Below are 20,687 nucleotides of genomic sequence, written 5' to 3'. Positions count from 1 at the left end.
TGCCCTATGCTGCGCAAACTTTCACTGGCCCTTGCCGTGTCTTGTGCTACCAACGGAATGGCCTGGGCAGCGGACGTGCCCCTGTCGGCGAAGACCGACCTGGTCAGTGTCTATCAGGAAGCCGTGAACAATAACGCCGACCTGGCGGCTGCCCGCGCCAACTACGGCGCCCAGAAGGAAGTGGTGCCCCAGGCCCGTGCCGGCCTGCTGCCGAACCTTTCGGCCGGCGCCGAAATGATGAACAACCGCACCAAGATCGACAGCCCTTCGATTACCGCCAACCGCAGCGGCAACTCCTGGTCCGCGACCCTGGCCCAGCCGGTCTTTCGCGCTGATCGCTGGTTCCAGTTGCAGGCGGCCGAAGCGGTCAACGAACAGGCGGCACTGGAGCTGTCGGCCACCGAGCAGAACCTGATCCTGCAAAGCGCCGAAAACTATTTCGCCGTGCTGCGCGCCCAGGACACCCTGGCCTCGACCAAGGCCGAGGAAGCGGCGTTCAAGCGCCAGCTCGACCAGTCCAACGAGCGTTTTGACGTTGGCCTGTCGGACAAGACCGATGTGTTGCAATCCCAGGCCAGCTACGACACCGCCCGGGCCAACCGCATCGTTGCCCAGCGCCAGGTCGACGACGCCTTCGAGGCGCTGATCACCCTGACCAACCGCGACTACAACTCGGTGCAGGGCATCGTCCACACCTTGCCGGTGCAACTGCCGGTGCCGAACGACGCCAAAGCCTGGGTCGAGACTGCCGGCAAGCAGAACCTCAACCTGCTGGCCACCAACTACGCGGTGAGCGCCGCCGAAGAGACCCTGCGCCAGCGCAAGGCCGGGCACGCGCCGACCGTCGATGCGGTAGCGCGCTACCAGAAGGGCGACAACGACAGCCTGGGCTTTTCCAACCCCAACCTCACCGGGCAGAACTACAGCGGCGATGTCGAGCAGACCAGCATCGGCCTGCAGTTGAACATTCCGATCTACAGTGGCGGCCTGACCAGCTCGCAGGTACGCGAGGCTTACCAGCGCCTGAGCCAGAGCGAACAGCAGCGCGAAAGCCTGCGCCGCCAGGTGGTGGAAAACACCCGCAACCTGCACCGCGCGGTGAACACCGACGTCGAGCAGGTGCAAGCGCGCAAGCAGTCGATCATCTCCAACCAGAGCGCCCTGGAAGCCACCGAAATCGGCTACCAGGTCGGTACCCGCAACATCGTCGACGTGCTCGATGCCCAGCGCCAGCTGTACACCTCGGTGCGTGACTACAACAACACCCGCTACGACTACATCCTCGACAACCTGCGACTGAAGCAAGCCGCTGGCACCTTGAGCCCGCAGGACCTGAGCGATTTGAGCCGCTACCTGAAACCGGACTACAACCCGGACAAGGACTTCCTGCCGCCAGACCTGGCAGCCGCGGCCAAGGCCAACTTCGAAGCCCGGCCCTGAAAAGCATCGCGGGTCAAGTCGAGGCGTCGCACCGCCGCTCCTACTGTGGGAGCGGCGGTGCGACGCCTCGACTTGACCCGCGATGATGTCAGAGCAAGCGCCCCAACCCTTCAAGCAAACGCTGCAAGGCGCCCTGGTTGGCCTTCATCACCGCCAACCCCGCCGCGCCCATGCGCTGCGCATCCCGCGGCAACTCAATCAGGCGGCGAACTTCGGCCGCCAGCCCCTGGGCATCATCGACTTCCTGCAAGGCGCCGGCCTCGCGCAGCATCGCCGCAATTTCCAGGAAGTTGAACAGGTGCGGGCCACTGAGCACCGGCAGCGACAGCGCCGCCGGCTCCAGCAGGTTGTGCCCGCCATTGGCCACCAGGCTGCCGCCTACGAAGGCAATATCCGCCAGGGCATAGAGAAACAGCAGCTCGCCCATGGTGTCGCCGAGCAGCACTGCGGTATCAGCCGCGACCGCTTCACCACTGGAGCGGCGCACGGTCGGCAACTGCCCGCGGCACAGCTCGAACACGCTGTTAAAACGCTCCGGGTGACGCGGCACAAGGATCAGCAAGGCGTCGGCATGGTGTTCGCGCAACTGCCGGTGGGCGGCGAGGATGATCGGGTCCTCGCCTTCATGGGTACTGGCCGCGATCCATACCGGCCGCTGGCCGGCCTGCCACTGCTCACGCAGGGCTCGGGCGCGCGGCAACAGCTGCTCGTCAATGCTCAGGTCGAACTTGATCGAGCCGGTTACCTGCACGCATTCCGGTCGCGCGCCCAACTGGCGAAAGCGCTGGGCTTCGGTTTCGGTCTGTACCGCGATCAGGCTCATCTCGGCCAGCATCGGTCGGGTCAGGCCAGCAAAGCGCGCATAGCCCCGCGCCGAACGCTCGGACAACCGCGCATTGGCCAGGGCCACCGGAATACCGCGCTTGGCGCACTGATGAATGTGGTTAGGCCACAGCTCGGTCTCCATGATCACCGCAAGCCTGGGCTGCACGTGATCGAGAAAGCGCCCGGCGGCCCAGGGCAAGTCGTAGGGCAGGTAGCAGTGCTGGATGCGCGGCTCGTTGGCGAACATCGCCCGCACCCGCTCAGAACCGGTCGGGGTCATGCAGGTGATGGTGATCGGCAGCTGTGGATAAGCCTGCAGCAAGGCGCGAATCATCGGCGCGGCGGCAATGCTCTCGCCCACCGACACCGCGTGCACCCAGATGCCGCCCCTGGCCATGGCCGGCAGCTTGCAGGCAAAACGCTCGGCGATGCGCTGCCCATAGGCCGGCGCCTTGCGCGAACGCAGGAACAGGCGCAGCGCAACCAGCGGCAGGCCCAGGTGAAACAGCAAGGTATAGAGGGTTCTGTTCATGGCGCCGAAGTGTACTAGCCAATGGCGCGCAAGTGCACTGCGAAGCGTTCGGCCAACCACTGCGCGGCGGGCCCCAGTGGCTCGTCACGGCGCCACACCAGCTCGACCACCAGAGCCGGCGGTGTCCATTCGCTGGCAAGCTCGACCATCTGCGCCTGGTAGGTGGGGTACTGCACCACATGCCGCGGCAACCAGGCCCAGCCCAGGCCACGCATCAGCAATTCGGCCATGGCGTAGAAGCTGTCGGCGCGCCAGATCTGCGGGCTGATCGGCTCGCCACCGGGGTAGCCGCTTTCCTGCGGGGTGATCAGCAACTGGCGGTGGCGGGCCAGGTCCTGACGACTGACGCGCTCAAGACGGGTCAAGGGATGATCCACGGCGCAGGCAGTAACCATCTCGATCCGCCCCACCGCCCGGCGCTCAAGAGACACCGGCATCTGGTCATGGTGGAACAGCAGGCCAAGATCGGCGCGCCGCTCGATCAGCTTGCGCGCCACGTCGCCCTGGGCGCCGCTGGCCATCTGTACTTCGAGCAAGGGAAACTGCCGGGCCAGCTCATCGAGGCTGTCGATCACCGGTTGATAGGGCATGGCCTCATCCTGGGCCACCCGCAATTGCGCCTCTTGCCCGCGCATCAGGGCCAGGGCCCGGCCATCCAGGCGCTCGCACTGGCGCAGCAGCTCGCGGGCATCTTCCAGCAAGGTTGCGCCGGCTTCGCTCAGGCGCGGCTGGCGGCCGCTGCTACGCTCGAACAGGGTCACCCCCAGGTCAGCCTCAAGCAAAGCGATGCCGTTGCTCACCGCCGATTGCGCCTTGCGCTGTTCACGGGCTACTGCCGAGAACGAGCGCAGCTCGGCGACCCGCACGAACATGCGCAACTGCTCCAGATTCCACTGCTCGGCCATCAACCTATCTCCAGAAAAGATAGGTAATGACTTTACCCCATTCAGGCTTGCTCTAGAATGCCCAGCCAGAACAGAGGATCACCGTCATGAATGCCTACACCTACCTGGCTATCGCCATCTGCGCCGAAGTCATCGCCACCGCCTCAATGAAAGCCGTCAAGGGCCTGAGCACGCCCCTGCCGCTGCTGCTGATGGTCTGTGGCTATGCCGTGGCGTTCTGGATGCTGACCCTGGTGGTGCGCAGCATTCCGGTGGGCATTGCCTATGCCATCTGGTCGGGCCTGGGCATCGTCCTGATCAGCATCGCCGCGCTGGTGATCTACGGCCAGAAGCTGGACCTGCCGGCAATGCTCGGCATGGCCATGATCGTCGGCGGCGTGGTGGTGATCCAGGTCTTCTCGAAAACCGCCGGGCATTGATCGGCAACAGGTGCAATGGCTCACAGGCTGTATACTGGGCGTCTGTCCACGCTTGTGAGGTTCATGCATGCCAACCGTAATTTCCACCGATGTGCTGATCGTCGGCGCCGGGGTCGCAGGCCTTTGGCTCAATGCCCGCCTGCGCCGGCTCGGCTATTCGACAGTTCTGGTGGAACGCGCCAGCCTCGGTGGCGAGCAGACCCTCAAATCCCAGGGGATCATCCACGGTGGCGCCAAGTACGCGCTGCACGGTGCCCTGACCGGCGCCTCGGAAGCCATCGCCGACATGCCCCGGCGCTGGCGCGAGGCCCTGGCCGGCAATGGCGAGCTGGACCTGTCCGGCGTGCGCCTGCTGTCCGAAGCCCACTACCTGTGGTCACCTGGCACCCTGGCCGGCAACCTCACCAGCTTCTTTGCCAGCAAGGCCGTGCGCGGCCGGGTCGATCAGGTCAAGGGCGAGCAGTTGCCACCCGCCCTGCAGGACCGTGCCTTCAAGGGCAAGGTCTATCGCCTGGCCGAATTGGTCGTCGATGTGCCAAGCCTGCTCAACAAGCTCGCGGAACTGGCCGGTGACAGCCTGCTTGCCGGGCAAAGCATCGAACCGTTTGAAGAGAATGGCGAACTGGCCGGCCTGCGCGTCGATGGCCGCGAAATTCGCGCCCAGCGCGTGGTGCTCAGCGCCGGTGCCGGCAACGCCGCCTTGCTCGAAGCCTTGGGCCTGAGCCAGCCAGCCATGCAGCGCCGGCCGCTGCACATGGTCATGGCCAAGGGCGCCAGCCTCAAGCCGCTGTACGCCCATTGCCTGGGCGGCGGGCCGAAGCCGCGCATCACCGTCACCAGCCACCCGGGCGCCGATGGCCAGTGGGTCTGGTACCTGGGCGGCGACCTGGCCGAAGCCGACGGCGTAGCCCGCGAGCCTGAAGCGCAGATTGCCGCGGCGAAAAAAGAAGTCAGCAACCTGCTGCCCTGGATCGACCTCAGCCAGGTGCGCTGGGCCACCGTGCGCATCGACCGCGCCGAGCCTGCGCAATCGGGCCTGGTGCGCCCCGACAACGCCTTCCTCGCCGAGCAGCAACGCCTGCTGGTGGGCTGGCCGACCAAGCTGGCCCTGGCGCCGGACTTCAGTGACCGGGTGCTGGCCAACCTTGAGCGCGACGGCATCAAGCCAGGCGGCCAGCCGGCCCTGCCCGAATTGCCGCGACCGCCCATGGCCCTGCCGGTGTGGGAGCAACTGCTGCCATGAGCCTGCCGAGCCTGCACGATTTGCATCGGCCCCTCGGCAGTACCGGCCTGACGGTTTCGCCACTGGGCCTGGGCACGGTCAAGCTTGGCCGCGACCAGGGCGTCAAATATCCCAGCGGCTTCACTATTCCTGACGACCACGAAGCACGGATGCTGCTGGCCCAGGCTCGCGAGTTGGGCATCAACCTGATCGATACCGCACCCGCTTATGGCCGCAGCGAAGAACGCCTCGGCCCGCTGTTACGCGGCCAGCGCGACCAGTGGGTGATCGTCAGCAAGGTCGGCGAGGAGTTCGAAGACGGCCAGTCGCGATTCGACTTCAGCTCAGCGCACACGCGCTTTTCCATCGAGCGTAGCCTCAAGCGCCTGGAAACCGACTGCATCGACCTGGTACTGGTGCATTCCGACGGCAACGACTTGCACATCCTTGAGCACGAGGAGGTTTACCAAACCCTCGAAGCCCTCAAGCAGGAGGGCAAGATCCGTGGTTTCGGGCTGTCCGGCAAAACCGCAGCGGGCGGTCTCAAGGCGCTCGAGCGCGGCGATTGCGCCATGGTCACCTACAATCTGAACGAGCAGGCCGAACGGCCGGTGATTGATTACGCCGCCAACCACGGCAAGGCGATCCTGGTGAAAAAGGCCCTGGCCAGCGGCCATGTGTGCCTTAGCCCCGGTGTCGACCCGGTGCGCGCCAGCTTCGAACTGCTGTTCGCCCACCCCGGGGTCAGCAGTGCTATTGTCGGCACCATCAATCCGCTGCACCTGGCCCATAACGTGGCAACCGTTGCCAAGGTGCTGCGCCGCTGACACTCACGCCGCCGCCGCGGCCGACCCCAACGCAAGACGGAGCCGACATGCCGCGAACGCTGATCCGCAAGAACCCGAGCAACTTCAAGACCCTGCCCTTGCACGTCGAGGCCAGCCCCGAAGGGCTGGTGTACCAGAGCATCGGCATGCCGCTGAACTTCGCCCAGACCCTGCAACGGCGCAAGCCGATCCAGGTTGCCGACAGCCAGCACTTTGCTGTCGAACTGGCCAACCTCGGCGTCTCGGTGCGCCTGACCCTGCGCTGGCAGAACCGCGATTACTGGGTGCTGGTACGCCAGCGCCGCCAGGACCGTGGCGATGTCGTGCTGAAACTGATTTCAGGCTATGTGCCGGCCCAGGAGCTGAACCTGCCGCTGCATACGGCAATTCAGGAGGTGGCCGAGGAATGCCTGCTGGAAACCCCGGAAGGCTGGCTGGGCGGGCGCTTCAACGATACCTGGCTGCCGGCGCCCTACGCCGACGCCCTGCACTACCGCGAAGCCCTGCCCTTTGTGCTGACGCCGCAGTCCGGCGCCGCACGCCCGGTACGCTGCGCCAACCTGCAGTTGCTGGAACGGCCACGGGCATATGTGCACTTGCCAACTGCCTCGCTGCAGCTGATCTACGACCTGTGCCTGCAAGTACCACGCGAGGCCAAGTCACTGAGCCTGTTCCACGTCGACGAACGCCTTGAAGGCGACCAACTGGTCGCGCGCCTCAACCGTAAACGCCCCGACCTGTACCTGATGCCGCTGGAAGACGGCCAGCCACGCGCCGAGCTCTACACCCTGAGCAAGGATCGCCTGGTGCCGGCCAGCACCCGCGGGCTGTACCTGGCAGAAAGCTTTGCCCAACAGGATGGCTGGCTGGTCAGGGATGAGCGGATTCGCTGGAAGGATTGGGTCAGGCAGCAAGGCCTGACACCCGCAAAACCGGACAGCGGCTTGAAGCGGCTGACCGGCAGGGCGCGGGAGTTGTTGCAGATGGCGCGTGGCGGACTGCGCAAGTAGAACCGAGTGCGGGGCGACTTGCCCCGCGATGCTTCAGTTCTTGCGGATCTTCTCGACGATGGCGGTGGTCGAGCTGTTTTCCACCAGCCCCAGCACCTTCACGGTACCGCCGTAGGCCTTGACGATGTCGGCGCCGACCACCTGGTCGATGCCATAGTCACCACCCTTGACCAGCACATCCGGCTTGACCTGGCTCAGCAGGTTTTCCGGGGTACCTTCAGGGAAGCTGATCACCCAGTCCACGGCGCCGAGGCCAGCGAGTACGGCCATGCGCCGGTCAACGCTGTTGATCGGCCGGCCCGGGCCTTTAAGGCGGCTGACCGAGGCGTCGTCGTTGACCGCGACGATCAGGCGATCGCCCTGGGCCCGGGCCTGCTCCAGGTAGGTCACGTGGCCGGCATGGAGAATGTCGAAGCAGCCGTTGGTGAAGACGATCTTCTCGTTGTGCGCGCGGGCATCGTCGATGGCCAGCAGCAACTGGTCGAGGCTCAGTACGCCACGCTCGGAACCCTCTTCGCGCTGGATCGCGCGGCGCAGCTCGGGGGCACTGATAGCTGCAGTACCCAGCTTGCCCACCACGATACCGGCGGCAAGGTTTGCCAGGCCGACCGCATGAGGCAGCTCTTCACCAGCAGCGATGGCGGCGGCGAGGGTCGAGATCACCGTGTCACCGGCACCGGTCACGTCGAACACTTCACGGGCCCGGGCCGGCAAGTGCAAGGCCGGGTGATCGGGGCGCAGCAGGGTCATGCCGTGCTCGCCACGGGTCACCAGCAAGGCACCCAGTTCCAGCTCGCTCATCAACTGGGCGCCCTTGGCCACCAGCTCGGCCTCGTCGGCACAACGGCCAACGATGGTTTCGAACTCGCTGAGGTTCGGGGTGATCAGGCTGGCGCCTCGGTAGATCGAGAAATCCTTGCCCTTGGGGTCGGCCAGCACCGGAATGCCTTTGGCGCGGGCGGCCTGGATCAGGCTCTGGTGGTTTTTCAACGCGCCCTTGCCGTAGTCCGACAACACCAGCACCTTGACGCCGTCGAGCAAGGTATCGACCTCGGCGCCCAGGGACAGCGGGTCGGTGGCGAAGGGTTCTTCGAAATCGATACGCAGCAACTGCTGGTGGCGGCTCATGACCCGCAGCTTGACGATGGTCGGCTGATGGGCGATACGCTGGAAGATCGAGCGCACACCGGCAGCCTGCAGGCTGTTGGCCAGGCTGTCGGCAGCCTCGTCCTGGCCGGTCACCCCGACCAGCGCCGCCGGCGCGCCAAGGGCAGCGATGTTCAAGGCGACGTTGGCGGCACCGCCCGGACGGTCCTCGATCTGTTCGACCTTGACCACCGGCACCGGCGCTTCAGGTGAAATCCGTGAGGTACCGCCATGCCAGTAGCGGTCGAGCATGACATCGCCCACCACCAGTACCGGGGCTTGATCGAAACGCGGCATGGACAACTTCATGGGCAACCCATATACAAAATAATTAACAGGGGCAGGATATTAGCACAGGCAAAGCGACGGCTTGTTTACCGCCTTGTTGCCAGGCATTCCAGGGAAACGCTGCCGGGGCACAAGGCCCCGGCGCAGTTGACTCAGGTGATGTCGACCTTGGCAGGCTCGTCCAGGCCCATGGCGTGCAACCTGGCGTAAAAGCCGTTGGCCGCCAGCAGCTCGGTATGGGTGCCGCGCTCGACCAGCTTGCCCTGGTCCATGACCAGGATCATGTCGGCCTTCTCGATGGTCGACAGGCGGTGGGCGATCACCAGGGTGGTGCGGCCTTTCATCACGTGGTCCAGGGCGGCCTGGATGTGCCGCTCGGACTCGGTATCCAGGGCCGACGTGGCCTCGTCGAGAATCAGCAATGGCGCATTCTTGAGCAATGCCCGGGCAATCGCCAGGCGCTGGCGCTGGCCACCGGAGAGCAGCACGCCGTTTTCACCGACCTGGGTGTCGAAGCCTTGCGGCAACTGCTCGACGAACTCCTTGGCATAGGCATCGGCGGCAGCGGCTTCGATCTCGGCCCGCGGCGCCCCGGCCAAGTCGCCATAGGCGATGTTGTTGGCCACGGTGTCGTTGAACAGGGTCACGTGCTGGGTCACCTGGGCGACGTGCTTGCGCAGGTTGCGCAGGCGGTAGTTCTCGATCTCCACGCCGTCGAGGAGGATCTGTCCGTCATCGTGGTGATAGAAGCGTGGTATCAGTGCCGCCAGGGTCGACTTGCCGCTACCTGAACGCCCCACCAGGGCGATCATCTGCCCGGGCTCTGCGGTAAAGGAAATATCGGTCAGCACCTGGCGGTCAGTACCCGGATAGGTAAAGTTCAGGTTGCGCACCTCGAGACGCCCGACCACACGGTCCAGCTCGACGGTGCCGCTGTCGACTTCCGGCGCCTCGTCCAGTTGCTCGAAGATGCTTTCGGCACCGGCCAGGCCTTTCTGGATGGTCGAGCTAACCTCCGACAACTGCCGAATCGGCTTGGGTAGCAGGCCCGCTGCGGTAATGTAGGCTACCAGGTCACCGGCAGTAGCCTCGCCGCGCAGGAACAGCACCAGGAACATCAATGCCGCCATGGCGGTGTAGATCACCAGTTGCAGCATCGGCGTGTACACCGCGCCGGTCTTGGTCATGCGCAGCTGCTTGTCGGTGTTGCTCTGGCTGGCGTTGGCAAAGCGTTGCTGCTCGTAGCTCTCGCCACCGAAGCTGCGCACCACGCGGTAGCCCTGGATGGTTTCCGAGGCAACATGGGTGACATCACCCATGGCCACCTGGATCTTCTTGCTCTGCTTACGGAATTTCTTGCTCGCGGTACCGACCATCACGGCGATGATCGGCAGGATCGCCAGCATCACCAGGGTCAGCTTCCAGTTCATCCACAGCAGGTAGATGAACAGGAAGACCACGGTCAGGCCTTCGCGGATCACCACCTTGATGGCATCGGTCGCAGCACCGGTGACCATGGTCACATTGAAGGTGATGCGCGAAATCAGGTGGCCGGAATTGTGGCTGTCAAAGTAGCGGTTGGGCAGCACCAGCAGCTTGTTGAACAACTCGACCCGCAGGTCGTGAACCAGACCCAGGGAAACCTTGGCCAGGAAGTAGTTGCCCAGGAACGAGCCCAGACCCTGCCAGGCGGCGATCAGCACGATCAGCAGCGGCACGGCCTGCAGCAGTTGCAGGTCCTTGAGATACGGCACGTTGGGGAACAACACCGCCTGCGGGTTGCTCAAGCCATCGACGAAGTACTTGAGGATGCCGGCCAGCATCGGCTGGGTCGAGGCAAAGATCACGAAGCCGATGATACTCAGCAGAAAAATGCCGATATACGGCTTCACGTAGCTCAGCAGCCGGAAGTAGATTTTCAGGCTGGAGCTCTGCTCCGCCTCTCGCGGTGTTTCGGCCATCGTCGAGCTCGCTGTTCAGATAGAACCGGAAATTTTATCACAGCCTGGCGTCCGGGCACGTACCCAGACCAGGACAGTGGCCAGGCCGACCGGCAGCCAGCTGATGAACCACTCTGCACGCGGGGTGCCGGTCAGGCTTGCGGCGTCGAACTGCATGGCCAGGGTCGAGAACAACCACAGGCCCATCAGACCTTTGCCAAAGGCTGTATCGCGGGCTTTCCAGATTTCGCGCAAGGTGCACAGCCACACCGCCAGCCACAACAGCATGCCGGGGATACCCAGTTCGATGGCAATGTGGGTGAACATGTTGTGGGTGTGGTCGAACTGCATACCGGCGGCGCTGATGGAGTAGAACGACCCCAGGCCCAGGCCGGTCCAGGGATGTTCACCGATCATCTGCAGGCTTACCTCGAAGATCTCCGGCCGGTAGGACGCCCCCCGGTACATGACCAGCGAGTACAACAGCGCAAAACCAATGGCAGCGCCTACCAGCGCTGTTGCAGCAATCACCCGGCTTCTGCGGTCACGGCACCAGAGCGGCATGGCCAGCATCGTGATCAGCAAGCCCAAGGCCGCACCACGACTCTGGCACAACAACACGAATGCCCCCAGGCAGAGCAGGGCAACACCCCAGAGCAACTGCATCAGGCGTTGTTTAGCTGGCCAATGGATCATCCAGACAATCGCTGCGCCGATGACGTAAGAACCAAGGATTGGGTGGGAAATTTCACCGATGCCATACAGCCTGGATGCCCACTCCTCGCCGCGGACCAGATAAAACTGCACGATCGACAATACGGCACCGATAGCCAGCCCCGCCCCACCCAGAAGCATCAGCAGGCGAATGCGCTGCTCTCCGAGTTGGGCCAACAGGGGGAAGAACAGCAGGAATACCGCTATGTACAGCAGGCGCTTGAGTTCACGCCCGGGCTCCTCTGTGGCGGCCCACGACAAGCTCAAAGCGGTCCAGCCGAGCATCAGCAGCAACGCCAGGCACAGTGCCTTTTGTGCATGCCAAAGCTCGATCAGCAATACGCGGGCAGACCACAGCATGACCAGCGTAGGCAGCCACAGAAACGCAACCAGCCCTTGCTGGTAAAGCTTGTTGCTTGGCGCCAGGGCAATGCCCACCAAAAACCAGAAAAAGCCAATTGCCAGCCAGGCCTGCGCCCAGCGCCTCGAATACATCATGCACTTCCCCATTGATTCAACAACACCGGCATGGTGCAACCCTGAACTTTTCGGCATTATTGCCGGTCATTTTGCTTGCCCGCTAACAAGGCCCCTACCATGCAATGTTCCCGGCTCCCCCAAGTCGACTTCAATCAGCTGACGCTTGGTGCCCAGATACTGGAGGCCGACAGCTACGGCGCTAAAGTCTACCTGTTAACAGACGGCAATATCCTCAAGCTCTTCAGGCGCAAGCGGTTAATTTCTTCTGCGCTGCTGCGACCTTACTCCCGACGCTTTATCGATAACGCGGTGATGCTAAAGAAAAAGGGAATTCCTACGCTTGAAGTGCTGGAGTACTACAAGCTGGACGCACCTGGAATGACGGCGGTACTGTACCGTCCACTGCCCGGCAAAACCTTGAGCCAGCTGTCTCGCGAGCCCGGTTTCAGCTGGCAGGAACGCCTTCCGGATCTGATCGGACTGGTGCGCCAGCTGCATCAGGCGGGTATTTACTTCCGCTCACTGCACCTTGGCAACATTGTTGTTACCCCTGAGCAGCAACTTGGCTTGATCGATGTCGCCGACATGCGTTTCCTGCGAGCCCCGTTGTCCAGCCGAATGATTCGACGCAACGTGCAACATTTTGCCCGGTACATTGCCCGGGAACAGTTGGCTGACCAGTTTCCCCTGGCTGAGCTTGAGCGCGCACTGCTGCCGTAAAGAACTCAGGCCCTGCCCAGTAACGCCCTGGAAGCCTGACTGAAGCGTTGCCAGGCCTGCTCGGGCTGCAGGGCCTGGTATTGAGCGTTGGCAACAGTGCTTGCCTGAAGATCCGAGCACGCGGCAATCGCGTTGCTCCAGGCGCCGACATCACCCGCCGGCGCATAGTAGCCTGCGATTCCCAACTGCTCGCGAAACACCGGCAACTCGCTGCACAGGACAGGCACATCGGCCATTACCGCCTCTTGCAGCACCAGGCCCAACCCTTCGGAGTGCGAAGGAATCAACAGCCAGTCAAATGCCCTGTAGAGCTTTTCCAGCCCGACACAGTGCCCTGGCATCGAGACTTTCTGAGCCAGATCAAGCGCCTGGATCCGCGCCTGCAACTGTGAGCGCAAGCCGCCCTCACCGAGGATCACCAGGCGCAGATCAGCTTGCTGCCGAGCAGCCTGGGCAAAGGCATCGAGCAAGTAGTCAAAACCCTTGCTATCGACCAACCGGCCGACTGCGCCCAGGACACGTACGCCGTGCTCCGCGAGCCCCAGCGCCTGACGTGCCTGTTGCCGGCCTAGCAAGTTGCGACGAAAGCCATCTGGTTCAAGGGCGGTACGCAACACCTGCACCGGCACCCCGAGGTCTTGCTCCAATGCATCGGCAAGGGTTTGTGAGACGGCGACAAACGTCAGCCGAGAGGCAGGAAAAGCGCGCAACAAGGCAATATCGGCCCGGCGCAGGCGGGTCTTGCCATGAAACACGACGGTGGCCCGCAAGTCCGGCATGACCTTGAGCAGCGGCAGTATCAAGCGCGACACGCCCAACCCGTCAAGCAACAGCACCTGAGCATTGGCTTGTTCCAGCGCATCGCGAAACCGCCCCCGCAACCAGGGACGCAATGCGCGCCAGACATGCCGCCCCTTGAGCAGGCGATGGGACAAATGCCACTCGCGCGTTGACTCACCGCCATAGCAGGCACCCTGCCCCTGCAGCAGCCAACTGCTGATTTTCGCCCCAGGCCCGGCCTGGGACAGAATTTGTTGATGCACCTTGTGCACCGAGACATACGGCGAACCGCCAGCCCACATAATGTTGACGATATTCACGGGGATGTACCCCTTGTATCGGACTGGATCACTGGCAAGCCAGTTGAATCAATTCGCAAGAAAGCCAATAGCCACTCCCACTGCCAAACCGATCAACAAGGCAGCTGCCAGCTTGACCCGTTCGCGCTGACGCCGGCGTGCTTTGCGCTGACGCTCTTCAGGCAGGCTGACGTGCATGCCGAAGCCGGTATGCAACACGGCATCACCTTCCAGGCTCACGCCGGTCAGGTTCAATTCTGCATAGCGCTTTGACAGTGCCTTTTCACCAGCATAGGCGGCGAACGGCGCACAGCGCTGATAATCGCTCAAACGGCGCAACCCCGGGTTCAGAGAAAAGCTCTGCCACTCAGGCTTGTCCGACAACAACGGGTAGCAGGGCACGCCGGCAATCACTTTGCGTTCGCCAAGATGAATATAGGGGCTGTGCAACTTCAGGTCGTAGACATAGCTACGCAGCCAGACCTGAAGCAGTTCAGGGCTGACCGCCAGAATGGCCTGCGAGTCCTCGACGAAGCCCGGCCGGTAGAACTCCCAGTCATCTTCACAATGGAAGATGTACGAAGTTTTTACATGGCTGTAAGCGAGATCAATCGAGGCCAGCTGACCCAGTTTCGGACGATTGACGAAGACCTTGCAGTGCGGCTTCCAATGCTCGGGCACAGCCTGGTGAACAGCGTCATCTCCCGAATCTTCGGTGATGAACACTTCACGGATAGGCGCGGTATTGAAGCGGTCAAAGCTTTCCAGCGTAAGTTTTAGCAAATCGAAGCGTCCGCAACTGGTGACAACCAGTGTTACGTCGCTATCTTGGCAGAATCGCACCGGACTCCCTCCCCATAAACTGTATTCAAATGTTCGAGACTACTTGCCTGGTTTCAGGACAGCCGGCTCATATGCCCAGTCTCAAACGCAAGCGTTGCCAGCCGGTCAGGGCTGGACGGGGACGAAGAGGTGGCTGCATTTTTTCCACGATGCTACGACCTACCTGGGCGAAGCTGAATTGCGAGACGGCCAGATCACGGCCGTTGTTGCCGATACGCTCGACCAGCCCGGGGTCGGCACGCAATACTTTCAGCTTCTCTTGCAACTGGGCAATGCTGTCATAGAGCACCACGTTATGCATGTCTTTCAAACCCAGGGCGCGATTTTCCGCCTCACCCTGGTCAAAGGCCAGCAAAACGCAGCCACAGGCCATCGCCTCGAAATTCTTGATCATGTATTCGCCCATGCCGACATCCGCGCTAACAAAAAAACGGATGCGGTTGAGCGTGTCGCAATACTCTTCACCGGACTTGGTACGGGTTACCAGCAGGTTTTCCACCTGCGCCAATTCATCGAGCAACGCCTTGCGGCCACTGTAGGCAACGCTGTTGGTGCTGCCGACAAAAGCCAGCTCGATATCCCGTTCACGACCCTGGTCGGCCAACAGCTGCTGGTCGTAGCCCTTGGGTACGAACTCGGCATCGAACCCCTCCTGGCGCAGGCGCTCACTGACCATGTAACCGGAACTGATGACCCGCGCCCAAGGCAGTTGGCGGTAATGGGCGCTGAACTTGCCGGTGTACTTGCAGGGGATGTAGTTCTGGTAGGCATCATGTTCGAGGATGACCAGATTGGGCACCGTACGAATGAAACCGACCTGGCGAATCTCTTGCTTGAAGCGCAGGAAAAACACGATCCGGTCGTACTTGTCGACGTCGACTTCGCGGCGGAAGTAGCGGCGCAGGTTGCGCTGCTCGTCACTGCTCAGCCAGCGCAGGTCGCAGTCGCTGTGCGCAGCAACGCCGTCATACAAACGGTCGAGGATCGCCCGTTGTTCTTTCTGCACCAGAAATAGAACTTTCATTGTCTTCCTTGCGGCGCTCAGGCCACAGCTTTCAATCTTGTAGCATCGTGATCAGAGCTCACGACGCCAGAACAATTCGTGTCGACGCACAGCCTTGCGAAAGAATTCGTTCTCGCCATAGGGCGAAGGACGACGCCCGGCCAGCCAGCGTTGCAGCAGGCGGCGCAGGCGGCGCTTGAACGGCGCAGGCGGCTGCAGGTCGTGCATCATGCCCAGGGCCATGGCTTTGTCGCGCTGGGCGGGCAGGCCCAGCACCAGGCAGTAGGGAGACCAGGCCTGGGCTGCTTGCAGTTGCGGCGGCAAAGCAATGCCTGCACCGCTATCACCCATGGGCCAGCGGTCGTTGTCATGCAGGTGATTGGCATAGCACAGCAGGGTTTCAGGCTGCCACTCAAGGCCTTGCAGCGCTTCGAGCACAGCAGCTTGGGCGCAGATATGATCAGGGTGCGGATCGAGGGTCGGGTGCGGCATCACCAGCACCTGCGGCCGGGCCCTGAGCAACAGTGCACGCAGATCGGCCAGCAGGTTGTTCCAGGTTGGCGCGCCGTCTTCATCACCCGGCAGGGTCAGCGGGTTGAACTGGCGAAACAGGCGGGTATCGGCAAGCCCGGCCTCGCGCGAAGCCATTGGCTCTGCAGGCGCGGCCTGCATGGCCGGGAGTTGCAAGCAGAAATACCCCAGCTGCACGCAGCGAGACTCGGGCACCCCGGCCCAACGCGGCACAGCGATGCTGTCCCAGGCTCGTAAACGGCCTTTCAGGCGCGCAGCCTCAGCCTTTTCCAGGCCCATTTGCTGGTAGTGTTCGGCTTCGATTTCACCGGCAGTCAAGGTCACCACCCAGGTCTCCTCGGCCTGGCTGTAGAAGCCAAAGGCTGCGAGCTCGGCATCATCGGCATGGGGCGCGATGACCATGACCCGGCGCTGGCGAAGATCGGCCTGTGGCGCAACCCATAGCGTTGCCTCGCCCACCAGGCGGCAGTGGCGTCCACGCAGGCGCAACTGTCCAGCCATCAACGGCTCGACCAGCCCGGTGAGGTTCAGGTAACGCAGGCCGTTCACGCCCCGCTCGAACGTCTGAACGTCGTCACTGCCCAGGCTTACCGCAGGATCAAGGAACCGCCCCAGCCAATTGCTCTTGAGGCGCACCTGCAAAATCAGCGTCTGCTCGGCGCCAAGCGACAGCGGCGATTCCAGGCGCACAATTGCATCGACCAGTCCGACCGAATGCGCCACACAGTCTGGCGGGAACTGATACTGATAGTCTTCAGCCGGAGAGTAGAACAGATGGTCGGCAAACCACGCCTCGTGGGCGACCCACAACAGCGGCAACAGCAGCAACGGCAGCCACCACTGGACAAAAATGCCCAGGGCAAGCAGCACCAACAAGCCGATCAGCAGCCCGAGGCGCTTGTTGCGCCGGTGGCGCTTGAGCAACTGCTGCTTGCGGCTCACACCTGAAACACCGGCACGGGGTTGCACCAACGGTCCTTGTACTCGCGATCGGCACGGCCGAAGGAGAACCGCAAGGGTTTGTTACGCGTACGGGCATCTTCCCAGGCAGCCTGGGTATTGAGGAAGCTGAGCACGCTACCTGGGCTGAAAGCCTTGGTTTGCGGATCGACACCCCCGTTGATGTACTCGACGCTGATCCACGCTGGCGCTTCGACCCGGTAAACCAGCTGGATGGCAATCGGCGCATCGTCAAGAAACAGCACCGAACCGATCAACAGCTCGCGCAAGCGCTCGATCACCTCGGCCATGCGCTCGGCGCCAGTAGCCGGAAATTCCCAGCGGCGCTGGAACAGGTCGCAGTAGATCGCCGCAAGGTCGCTACTGGAAAAGTCCGTGACCGACCGCACCTGGCCGCCCGCCTCTTCCAGCAGACGCAGTTCGCGGCGCTGGTTGTAGCGAAACTTCTTCGACAGGTCTTCCGGTGTGCGCGCCATGGCCAGCGATTCGGCCTGCGCCTTGAGGTTGGCAAAACGGCCCTGATTGAGCTCGGACAGATAACGCCCGGCATGACGCAGCGGCGCCTGGGCATCGGCAGCGGCGGGCAGGATCAGCTCGGCATTACCCAGGTCGTACAGGCCTTTTTTGCCCTGACGCTTAAGCACATCTTTGGACAGCGCCAGGTAGCGACCCCAGGTGGGAATCGCAGCCTTGAGCTCGCCGTTTTGCTCCCAGCCCAGGTAACGCACCGGGATCTGCGCCAGGTCAGCCAGCTGTTCAACAACCAGTGGATGGGTGGCGACACTGCCGCCAAACTTTTCCCAGGCCAGGGCGTAGGTTGGCGCATCGATCTGCGTCCAGCCGCGCTCGCGCCAGCCCTGAATATGGTTGAGCATCAGGCCTCCGCTGTCAGGGCACGAACGTGCGGCAGTTGCCAGAAGGACTCGCGCACTGCGGCATCGGAGAAGCGCTCACGCAAACGCTCAAGCATGCGCCCGGCGCACTCCTGGCGCTGCCCGGCATCCAGTGCGGCCAGGTGCTGCAAACCTTGCCCAAGACGCTCGGCGTCGCCCAGCGGGAAGAGGATGCCGACACCCTCGACCACCTCGACCGCACCGCCGCAGGCCGTAGCCAGTAGCGGCACGCCGGCGACCATGGCTTCGAGCAGGACCATGCCGAACGGCTCATGGTCGGAGCTCAAGGCGAAGGCGTCAAAAGCACGAAAGTAGCGACGAGCGTCAGGCACCTGGCCGAGAAAATCCACGTGCGCGGCGATTCCCAGTTCGGCGGCCTGCTCTTTGAGTTGCTGCTCCAGGCGACCCTTGCCAAGAATGGCCAGGCGAGCGCCGGCCGGCAGTTGCGGCAGGGCATGGGCAAAGCCACGCAGCAGGGTGGCCTGGTCTTTGTCTGGATGCAGGCGGCCGACGTTGCCGACGATCCACGCTTGCGGGTCCAGGCCCAACGCCTCGCGCGCCTGCGCGGCGGGCACCTGGCTGGCCTGCAGCGCCTCGATGTCGATGCGGTTGTAGAGGGTCTGGATACGCTCGGCCGGCCACTTGCGCAGGCATTTGCGCATGTCGTCGCGCACTGCGTCAGAAACACCGAGCAGGCTCAGGCGTTTGCTGAACAGGTTGGCAAACAGCTGGCGGCTGCGGCGCAGGTAGTCACCGAAGGCGTGGTGCACGCCGATCACTGGCAAGTTGCTGCCGAGCAAGGCGATATAGATCGGCTTGAAGCGGTGCGCGATGCAGAAGCTGAACTGGCGGCTGGCGACGATCCGCCGCAAGGCGCGGATCGCCCCCAGCTTAAGGCCACGAATGGCCTTGGAGCTGAACTCGAGGAAGATCACCTCGTCCGAGGCGCAGCCGGCCGCGACCTGAGGGTCGGCAGCGCCGGTCAGGAACACCGTGGTGACCTTGTAGCCGCTACCGTCGAACAGGCTGGCGTACTGGCGCGCACAGTCCAGGAACGGACCGTCATAACCATGACAGAACTGCAGGACGCGTTTTTCAGCCCTGGACGTCATAAGTGTCCGCGCCGTCCTTGACCACCAGGATGTCTTCCATGATCAGGTACTGCAGGTCCGAGCCGAAGAACATGTTCAGCGCATCGGTCGGCGAGCAGATCATCGGCTCGCCACGACGGTTGAGCGAAGTATTCAGCGACACGCCGTTGCCAGTCAGGGTCTCCAGCGCCTTCATCATGTCGTAGTAGCGCGGGTTGTACTCGCGCTTGAGCACCTGGGCGCGCGAGGTGCCGTCTTCGTGGACGACTTCCGGCACGCGGGTCTTCCACTCTTCAGCCACTTCGAAGGTGAAGGTCATGAACGGCGCCGGGTGATCGATCTTGATCATCTGCGGCGCGACGGTGTCGAGCATCGACGGGCAGAAAGGCCTCCAACGCTCGCGGAACTTGATCTGGTGGTTGATGCGGTCGGCAACGCCTTCCACGCTCGGGCAACCGATGATCGAACGACCGCCGAGGGCACGCGGGCCGAACTCCATGCGGCCCTGGAACCAGGCCACCGGGTTGCCGTCGACCATGATCTTGGCGATCTGCTCGGACATGTTCTCCAGCTTGCGCCATTTTGGCTGGCTCGGATGACGGGCACAGGCGGCGATCACGTCTTCGTTGGAGTACGCAGGGCCGAGGTAGACGTGTTCCATCTTCTCGACCGGAACACCACGGGCGTGGGACACATAAGCAGCAGCACCGACCGCGGTGCCGGCGTCGCCGGAAGCCGGCTGGACGAACAGTTCCTTGAGGTCAGGGCGGGCAATGATCTTCTGGTTGAGCTTGACGTTAAGCGCGCAGCCGCCAGCGAAAGCCAGTTTGCCGGTCTCCTTGAGGATGTCGCCCAGGTAGTGGTCGATCATCTGCAGGGCGAGCTTCTCGAACAGCGCCTGCATGCTCGCGGCGTAGTGGATGTACGGCTCGTCGGCGATGTCGCCTTCGCGTTTCGGGCCCAGCCACTCGATCAGTTTTGGCGAGAAGTAGAAACCCTTGCCCTTCTCTTTATAACGACGCAGGCCGATGACGTTGGCGTAGTCGGTGTTGATCACCAGCTCGCCGTTTTCGAACGAGGCCAGGCGCGAGAAATCGTACTTGGTGGCGTCGCCGTAAGGCGCCATGCCCATGACCTTGAACTCGCCATCGAGCATTTCGAAACCGAGGAACTCGGTGATCGCGCCGTACAGGCCACCAAGGGAGTCCGGATCGAAGAATTCCTTGATCTTGTGGATCTTGCCGTTTTCGCCGTAGCCAAAGAAGGTCGTGGCGTATTCGCCCTTACCGTCGATACCGAGGATCGCGGTTTTCTCTTTGAAACCGGAGCAGTGGTAGGCACTGGAGGCGTGGGCCAGGTGGTGCTCGACCGGCTCGATCTTGACCTTTTTGGGGTCGAAGCCCAGTTGCTCCAGGCACCAGACGATCTTCTTGCGGTAGCGCTTGTAGCGACGGTTGCCCATCAGGATCGCATCAAGGGCGCGGTCCGGGGCGTACCAGTAACGCTTGGCGTAGTGCCAGCGAGCCTCGCCGAACAGGCTGATCGGGGCGAACGGAATCGCCACCACATCAACGTCGGACGGCTTGATACCGGCCTGTTCCAGGCAGAACTTCGCCGATTCGTAGGGCATGCGGTTCTTTGCATGTTTATCGCGCACGAAGCGCTCTTCTTCAGCGGCGGCAATCAGCTTGCCGTCGATGTACAGGGCCGCGGAAGGGTCATGACTAAGGGCGCCGGACAGGCCAAGAATCGTCAATGCCAAGGGTCTAGCCTCTTCAATCTGTAAAAGTGCGCCTCGGCCCGGAGGGCGGATGGCAGC

General features: G+C 62.8%; 17 protein-coding genes and 2 pseudogenes. 6 read left to right on the top strand and 13 right to left on the bottom strand.

Annotation, left to right across the window (positions count from 1 at the left end; all coding sequences use genetic code 11):
* Positions 1–6: 6 nt before the first annotated feature.
* Positions 7–1,440, top strand: coding sequence for a TolC family outer membrane protein (locus LOY34_RS02315; protein WP_045193767.1), 1,434 nt, complete (start codon positions 7–9; stop codon positions 1,438–1,440).
* An 88-nt stretch (positions 1,441–1,528) separates the two neighbouring features.
* Here the strand turns inward: LOY34_RS02315 and waaA are convergent, their stop codons facing one another.
* Positions 1,529–2,797 (bottom strand): lipid IV(A) 3-deoxy-D-manno-octulosonic acid transferase, encoded by a 1,269-nt coding sequence (gene waaA / locus LOY34_RS02310; RefSeq protein WP_195885541.1) that lies wholly within the window; start codon positions 2,795–2,797, stop codon positions 1,529–1,531.
* Between the two features lie 14 nt (positions 2,798–2,811).
* Positions 2,812–3,702, bottom strand: coding sequence for a LysR family transcriptional regulator (locus tag LOY34_RS02305; protein WP_045193769.1), 891 nt, complete (start codon positions 3,700–3,702; stop codon positions 2,812–2,814).
* Positions 3,703–3,788: 86 nt separating this feature from the next.
* Between LOY34_RS02305 and LOY34_RS02300 the strand changes: the two genes are divergently transcribed.
* From LOY34_RS02300 to LOY34_RS02285, 4 genes are all read left to right on the top strand, one after another.
* The gene (locus LOY34_RS02300; protein WP_028945643.1) at positions 3,789–4,121 is read left to right on the top strand and encodes a multidrug efflux SMR transporter; all 333 of its coding nucleotides are present in this window, start codon (positions 3,789–3,791) and stop codon (positions 4,119–4,121) included.
* Positions 4,122–4,188: 67 nt separating this feature from the next.
* Positions 4,189–5,364, top strand: coding sequence for an FAD-binding oxidoreductase (locus tag LOY34_RS02295; protein WP_093376795.1), 1,176 nt, complete (start codon positions 4,189–4,191; stop codon positions 5,362–5,364).
* Positions 5,361–6,170 (top strand): aldo/keto reductase, encoded by an 810-nt coding sequence (locus tag LOY34_RS02290; protein ID WP_195885540.1) that lies wholly within the window; start codon positions 5,361–5,363, stop codon positions 6,168–6,170. Before LOY34_RS02295 ends, LOY34_RS02290 begins: the two co-directional genes overlap by 4 nt.
* 47 nt (positions 6,171–6,217) lie before the next feature.
* A complete protein-coding gene (locus tag LOY34_RS02285) occupies positions 6,218–7,180 on the top strand; it encodes a hypothetical protein (protein WP_045193775.1) in 963 nt (320 codons plus the stop codon).
* A gap of 33 nt (positions 7,181–7,213) precedes the next feature.
* On the opposite strand, the gene hldE is transcribed toward LOY34_RS02285, so the two are convergent.
* The 3 genes from hldE to LOY34_RS02270 form a co-directional block, all read right to left on the bottom strand.
* A complete protein-coding gene (hldE, locus tag LOY34_RS02280) occupies positions 7,214–8,635 on the bottom strand; it encodes a bifunctional D-glycero-beta-D-manno-heptose-7-phosphate kinase/D-glycero-beta-D-manno-heptose 1-phosphate adenylyltransferase HldE (protein WP_045193776.1) in 1,422 nt (473 codons plus the stop codon).
* Positions 8,636–8,766: 131 nt separating this feature from the next.
* On the bottom strand, positions 8,767–10,575 hold the full coding sequence (gene msbA, locus LOY34_RS02275) for a lipid A export permease/ATP-binding protein MsbA (protein WP_045193777.1): 1,809 nt from the start codon (positions 10,573–10,575) through the stop codon (positions 8,767–8,769).
* 15 nt (positions 10,576–10,590) lie between these two features.
* Positions 10,591–11,766 carry an O-antigen ligase gene (locus tag LOY34_RS02270; RefSeq protein WP_258664236.1) on the bottom strand — a complete coding sequence of 392 codons (1,176 nt, stop codon included), beginning with the start codon at positions 11,764–11,766 and terminating at the stop codon, positions 10,591–10,593.
* 99 nt (positions 11,767–11,865) lie between these two features.
* Here LOY34_RS02270 and LOY34_RS02265 point away from each other — a divergent pair, with 99 nt between their 5' ends.
* Positions 11,866–12,468, top strand: coding sequence for a toluene tolerance protein (locus LOY34_RS02265; RefSeq protein ID WP_093376803.1), 603 nt, complete (start codon positions 11,866–11,868; stop codon positions 12,466–12,468).
* Between the two features lie 5 nt (positions 12,469–12,473).
* Here the strand turns inward: LOY34_RS02265 and LOY34_RS02260 are convergent, their stop codons facing one another.
* From LOY34_RS02260 to LOY34_RS02230, 8 genes and pseudogenes are all read right to left on the bottom strand, one after another.
* On the bottom strand, positions 12,474–13,568 hold the full coding sequence (locus tag LOY34_RS02260; protein WP_045193780.1) for a glycosyltransferase: 1,095 nt from the start codon (positions 13,566–13,568) through the stop codon (positions 12,474–12,476).
* A 48-nt stretch (positions 13,569–13,616) separates the two neighbouring features.
* Positions 13,617–14,390: a glycosyltransferase family 2 protein gene (locus tag LOY34_RS02255; protein WP_195885537.1), complete on the bottom strand. Its 774-nt coding sequence runs from the start codon at positions 14,388–14,390 to the stop codon at positions 13,617–13,619.
* 67 nt (positions 14,391–14,457) lie between these two features.
* Entirely contained in the window at positions 14,458–15,414 is a 957-nt protein-coding gene (locus LOY34_RS02250) for a glycosyltransferase (RefSeq protein ID WP_045193782.1), read from the bottom strand.
* Between the two features lie 51 nt (positions 15,415–15,465).
* Positions 15,466–16,575, bottom strand: a pseudogene (locus LOY34_RS02245) (PIG-L deacetylase family protein); the annotation flags it as partial.
* An 83-nt stretch (positions 16,576–16,658) separates the two neighbouring features.
* Positions 16,659–16,866: pseudogene (locus tag LOY34_RS27410) on the bottom strand (PIG-L family deacetylase); the annotation flags it as partial.
* Positions 16,863–17,759, bottom strand: coding sequence for an antimicrobial resistance protein Mig-14 (locus tag LOY34_RS02240; protein ID WP_195885535.1), 897 nt, complete (start codon positions 17,757–17,759; stop codon positions 16,863–16,865). The gene LOY34_RS02240 and the pseudogene LOY34_RS27410, both read right to left, overlap by 4 nt.
* Positions 17,759–18,889 (bottom strand): glycosyltransferase, encoded by a 1,131-nt coding sequence (locus LOY34_RS02235; RefSeq protein WP_195885534.1) that lies wholly within the window; start codon positions 18,887–18,889, stop codon positions 17,759–17,761. Before LOY34_RS02235 ends, LOY34_RS02240 begins: the two co-directional genes overlap by 1 nt.
* Entirely contained in the window at positions 18,873–20,630 is a 1,758-nt protein-coding gene (locus tag LOY34_RS02230) for a carbamoyltransferase (protein ID WP_258664235.1), read from the bottom strand. Before LOY34_RS02230 ends, LOY34_RS02235 begins: the two co-directional genes overlap by 17 nt.
* Positions 20,631–20,687: the final 57 nt, after the last annotated feature.

Source organism: Pseudomonas sp. B21-009, assembly GCF_024749345.1.
Taxonomy (GTDB): Bacteria; Pseudomonadota; Gammaproteobacteria; order Pseudomonadales; family Pseudomonadaceae; genus Aquipseudomonas.
The sequence above is the reverse complement of the archived record's forward strand: the minus strand, read 5'-3'. Positions and strand labels throughout refer to the sequence as shown.

Excerpts from the sequence above, each read along its gene's own strand:
- msbA (WP_045193777.1), bottom strand. The coding sequence starts at position 10,575 with ATGGCCGAAACACCGCGAGAGGCGGAGCAGAGCTCCAGCCTGAAAATC.
- LOY34_RS02290 (WP_195885540.1), top strand. The coding sequence starts at position 5,361 with ATGAGCCTGCCGAGCCTGCACGATTTGCATCGGCCCCTCGGCAGTACC.
- LOY34_RS02300 (WP_028945643.1), top strand. The coding sequence starts at position 3,789 with ATGAATGCCTACACCTACCTGGCTATCGCCATCTGCGCCGAAGTCATC.
- LOY34_RS02240 (WP_195885535.1), bottom strand. The coding sequence starts at position 17,759 with ATGCTCAACCATATTCAGGGCTGGCGCGAGCGCGGCTGGACGCAGATC.
- LOY34_RS02235 (WP_195885534.1), bottom strand. The coding sequence starts at position 18,889 with ATGACGTCCAGGGCTGAAAAACGCGTCCTGCAGTTCTGTCATGGTTAT.
- LOY34_RS02270 (WP_258664236.1), bottom strand. The coding sequence starts at position 11,766 with ATGATGTATTCGAGGCGCTGGGCGCAGGCCTGGCTGGCAATTGGCTTT.
- waaA (WP_195885541.1), bottom strand. The coding sequence starts at position 2,797 with ATGAACAGAACCCTCTATACCTTGCTGTTTCACCTGGGCCTGCCGCTG.
- LOY34_RS02285 (WP_045193775.1), top strand. The coding sequence starts at position 6,218 with ATGCCGCGAACGCTGATCCGCAAGAACCCGAGCAACTTCAAGACCCTG.
- LOY34_RS02305 (WP_045193769.1), bottom strand. The coding sequence starts at position 3,702 with ATGGCCGAGCAGTGGAATCTGGAGCAGTTGCGCATGTTCGTGCGGGTC.
- LOY34_RS02265 (WP_093376803.1), top strand. The coding sequence starts at position 11,866 with ATGCAATGTTCCCGGCTCCCCCAAGTCGACTTCAATCAGCTGACGCTT.
- LOY34_RS02250 (WP_045193782.1), bottom strand. The coding sequence starts at position 15,414 with ATGAAAGTTCTATTTCTGGTGCAGAAAGAACAACGGGCGATCCTCGAC.
- LOY34_RS02315 (WP_045193767.1), top strand. The coding sequence starts at position 7 with ATGCTGCGCAAACTTTCACTGGCCCTTGCCGTGTCTTGTGCTACCAAC.
- hldE (WP_045193776.1), bottom strand. The coding sequence starts at position 8,635 with ATGAAGTTGTCCATGCCGCGTTTCGATCAAGCCCCGGTACTGGTGGTG.
- LOY34_RS02295 (WP_093376795.1), top strand. The coding sequence starts at position 4,189 with ATGCCAACCGTAATTTCCACCGATGTGCTGATCGTCGGCGCCGGGGTC.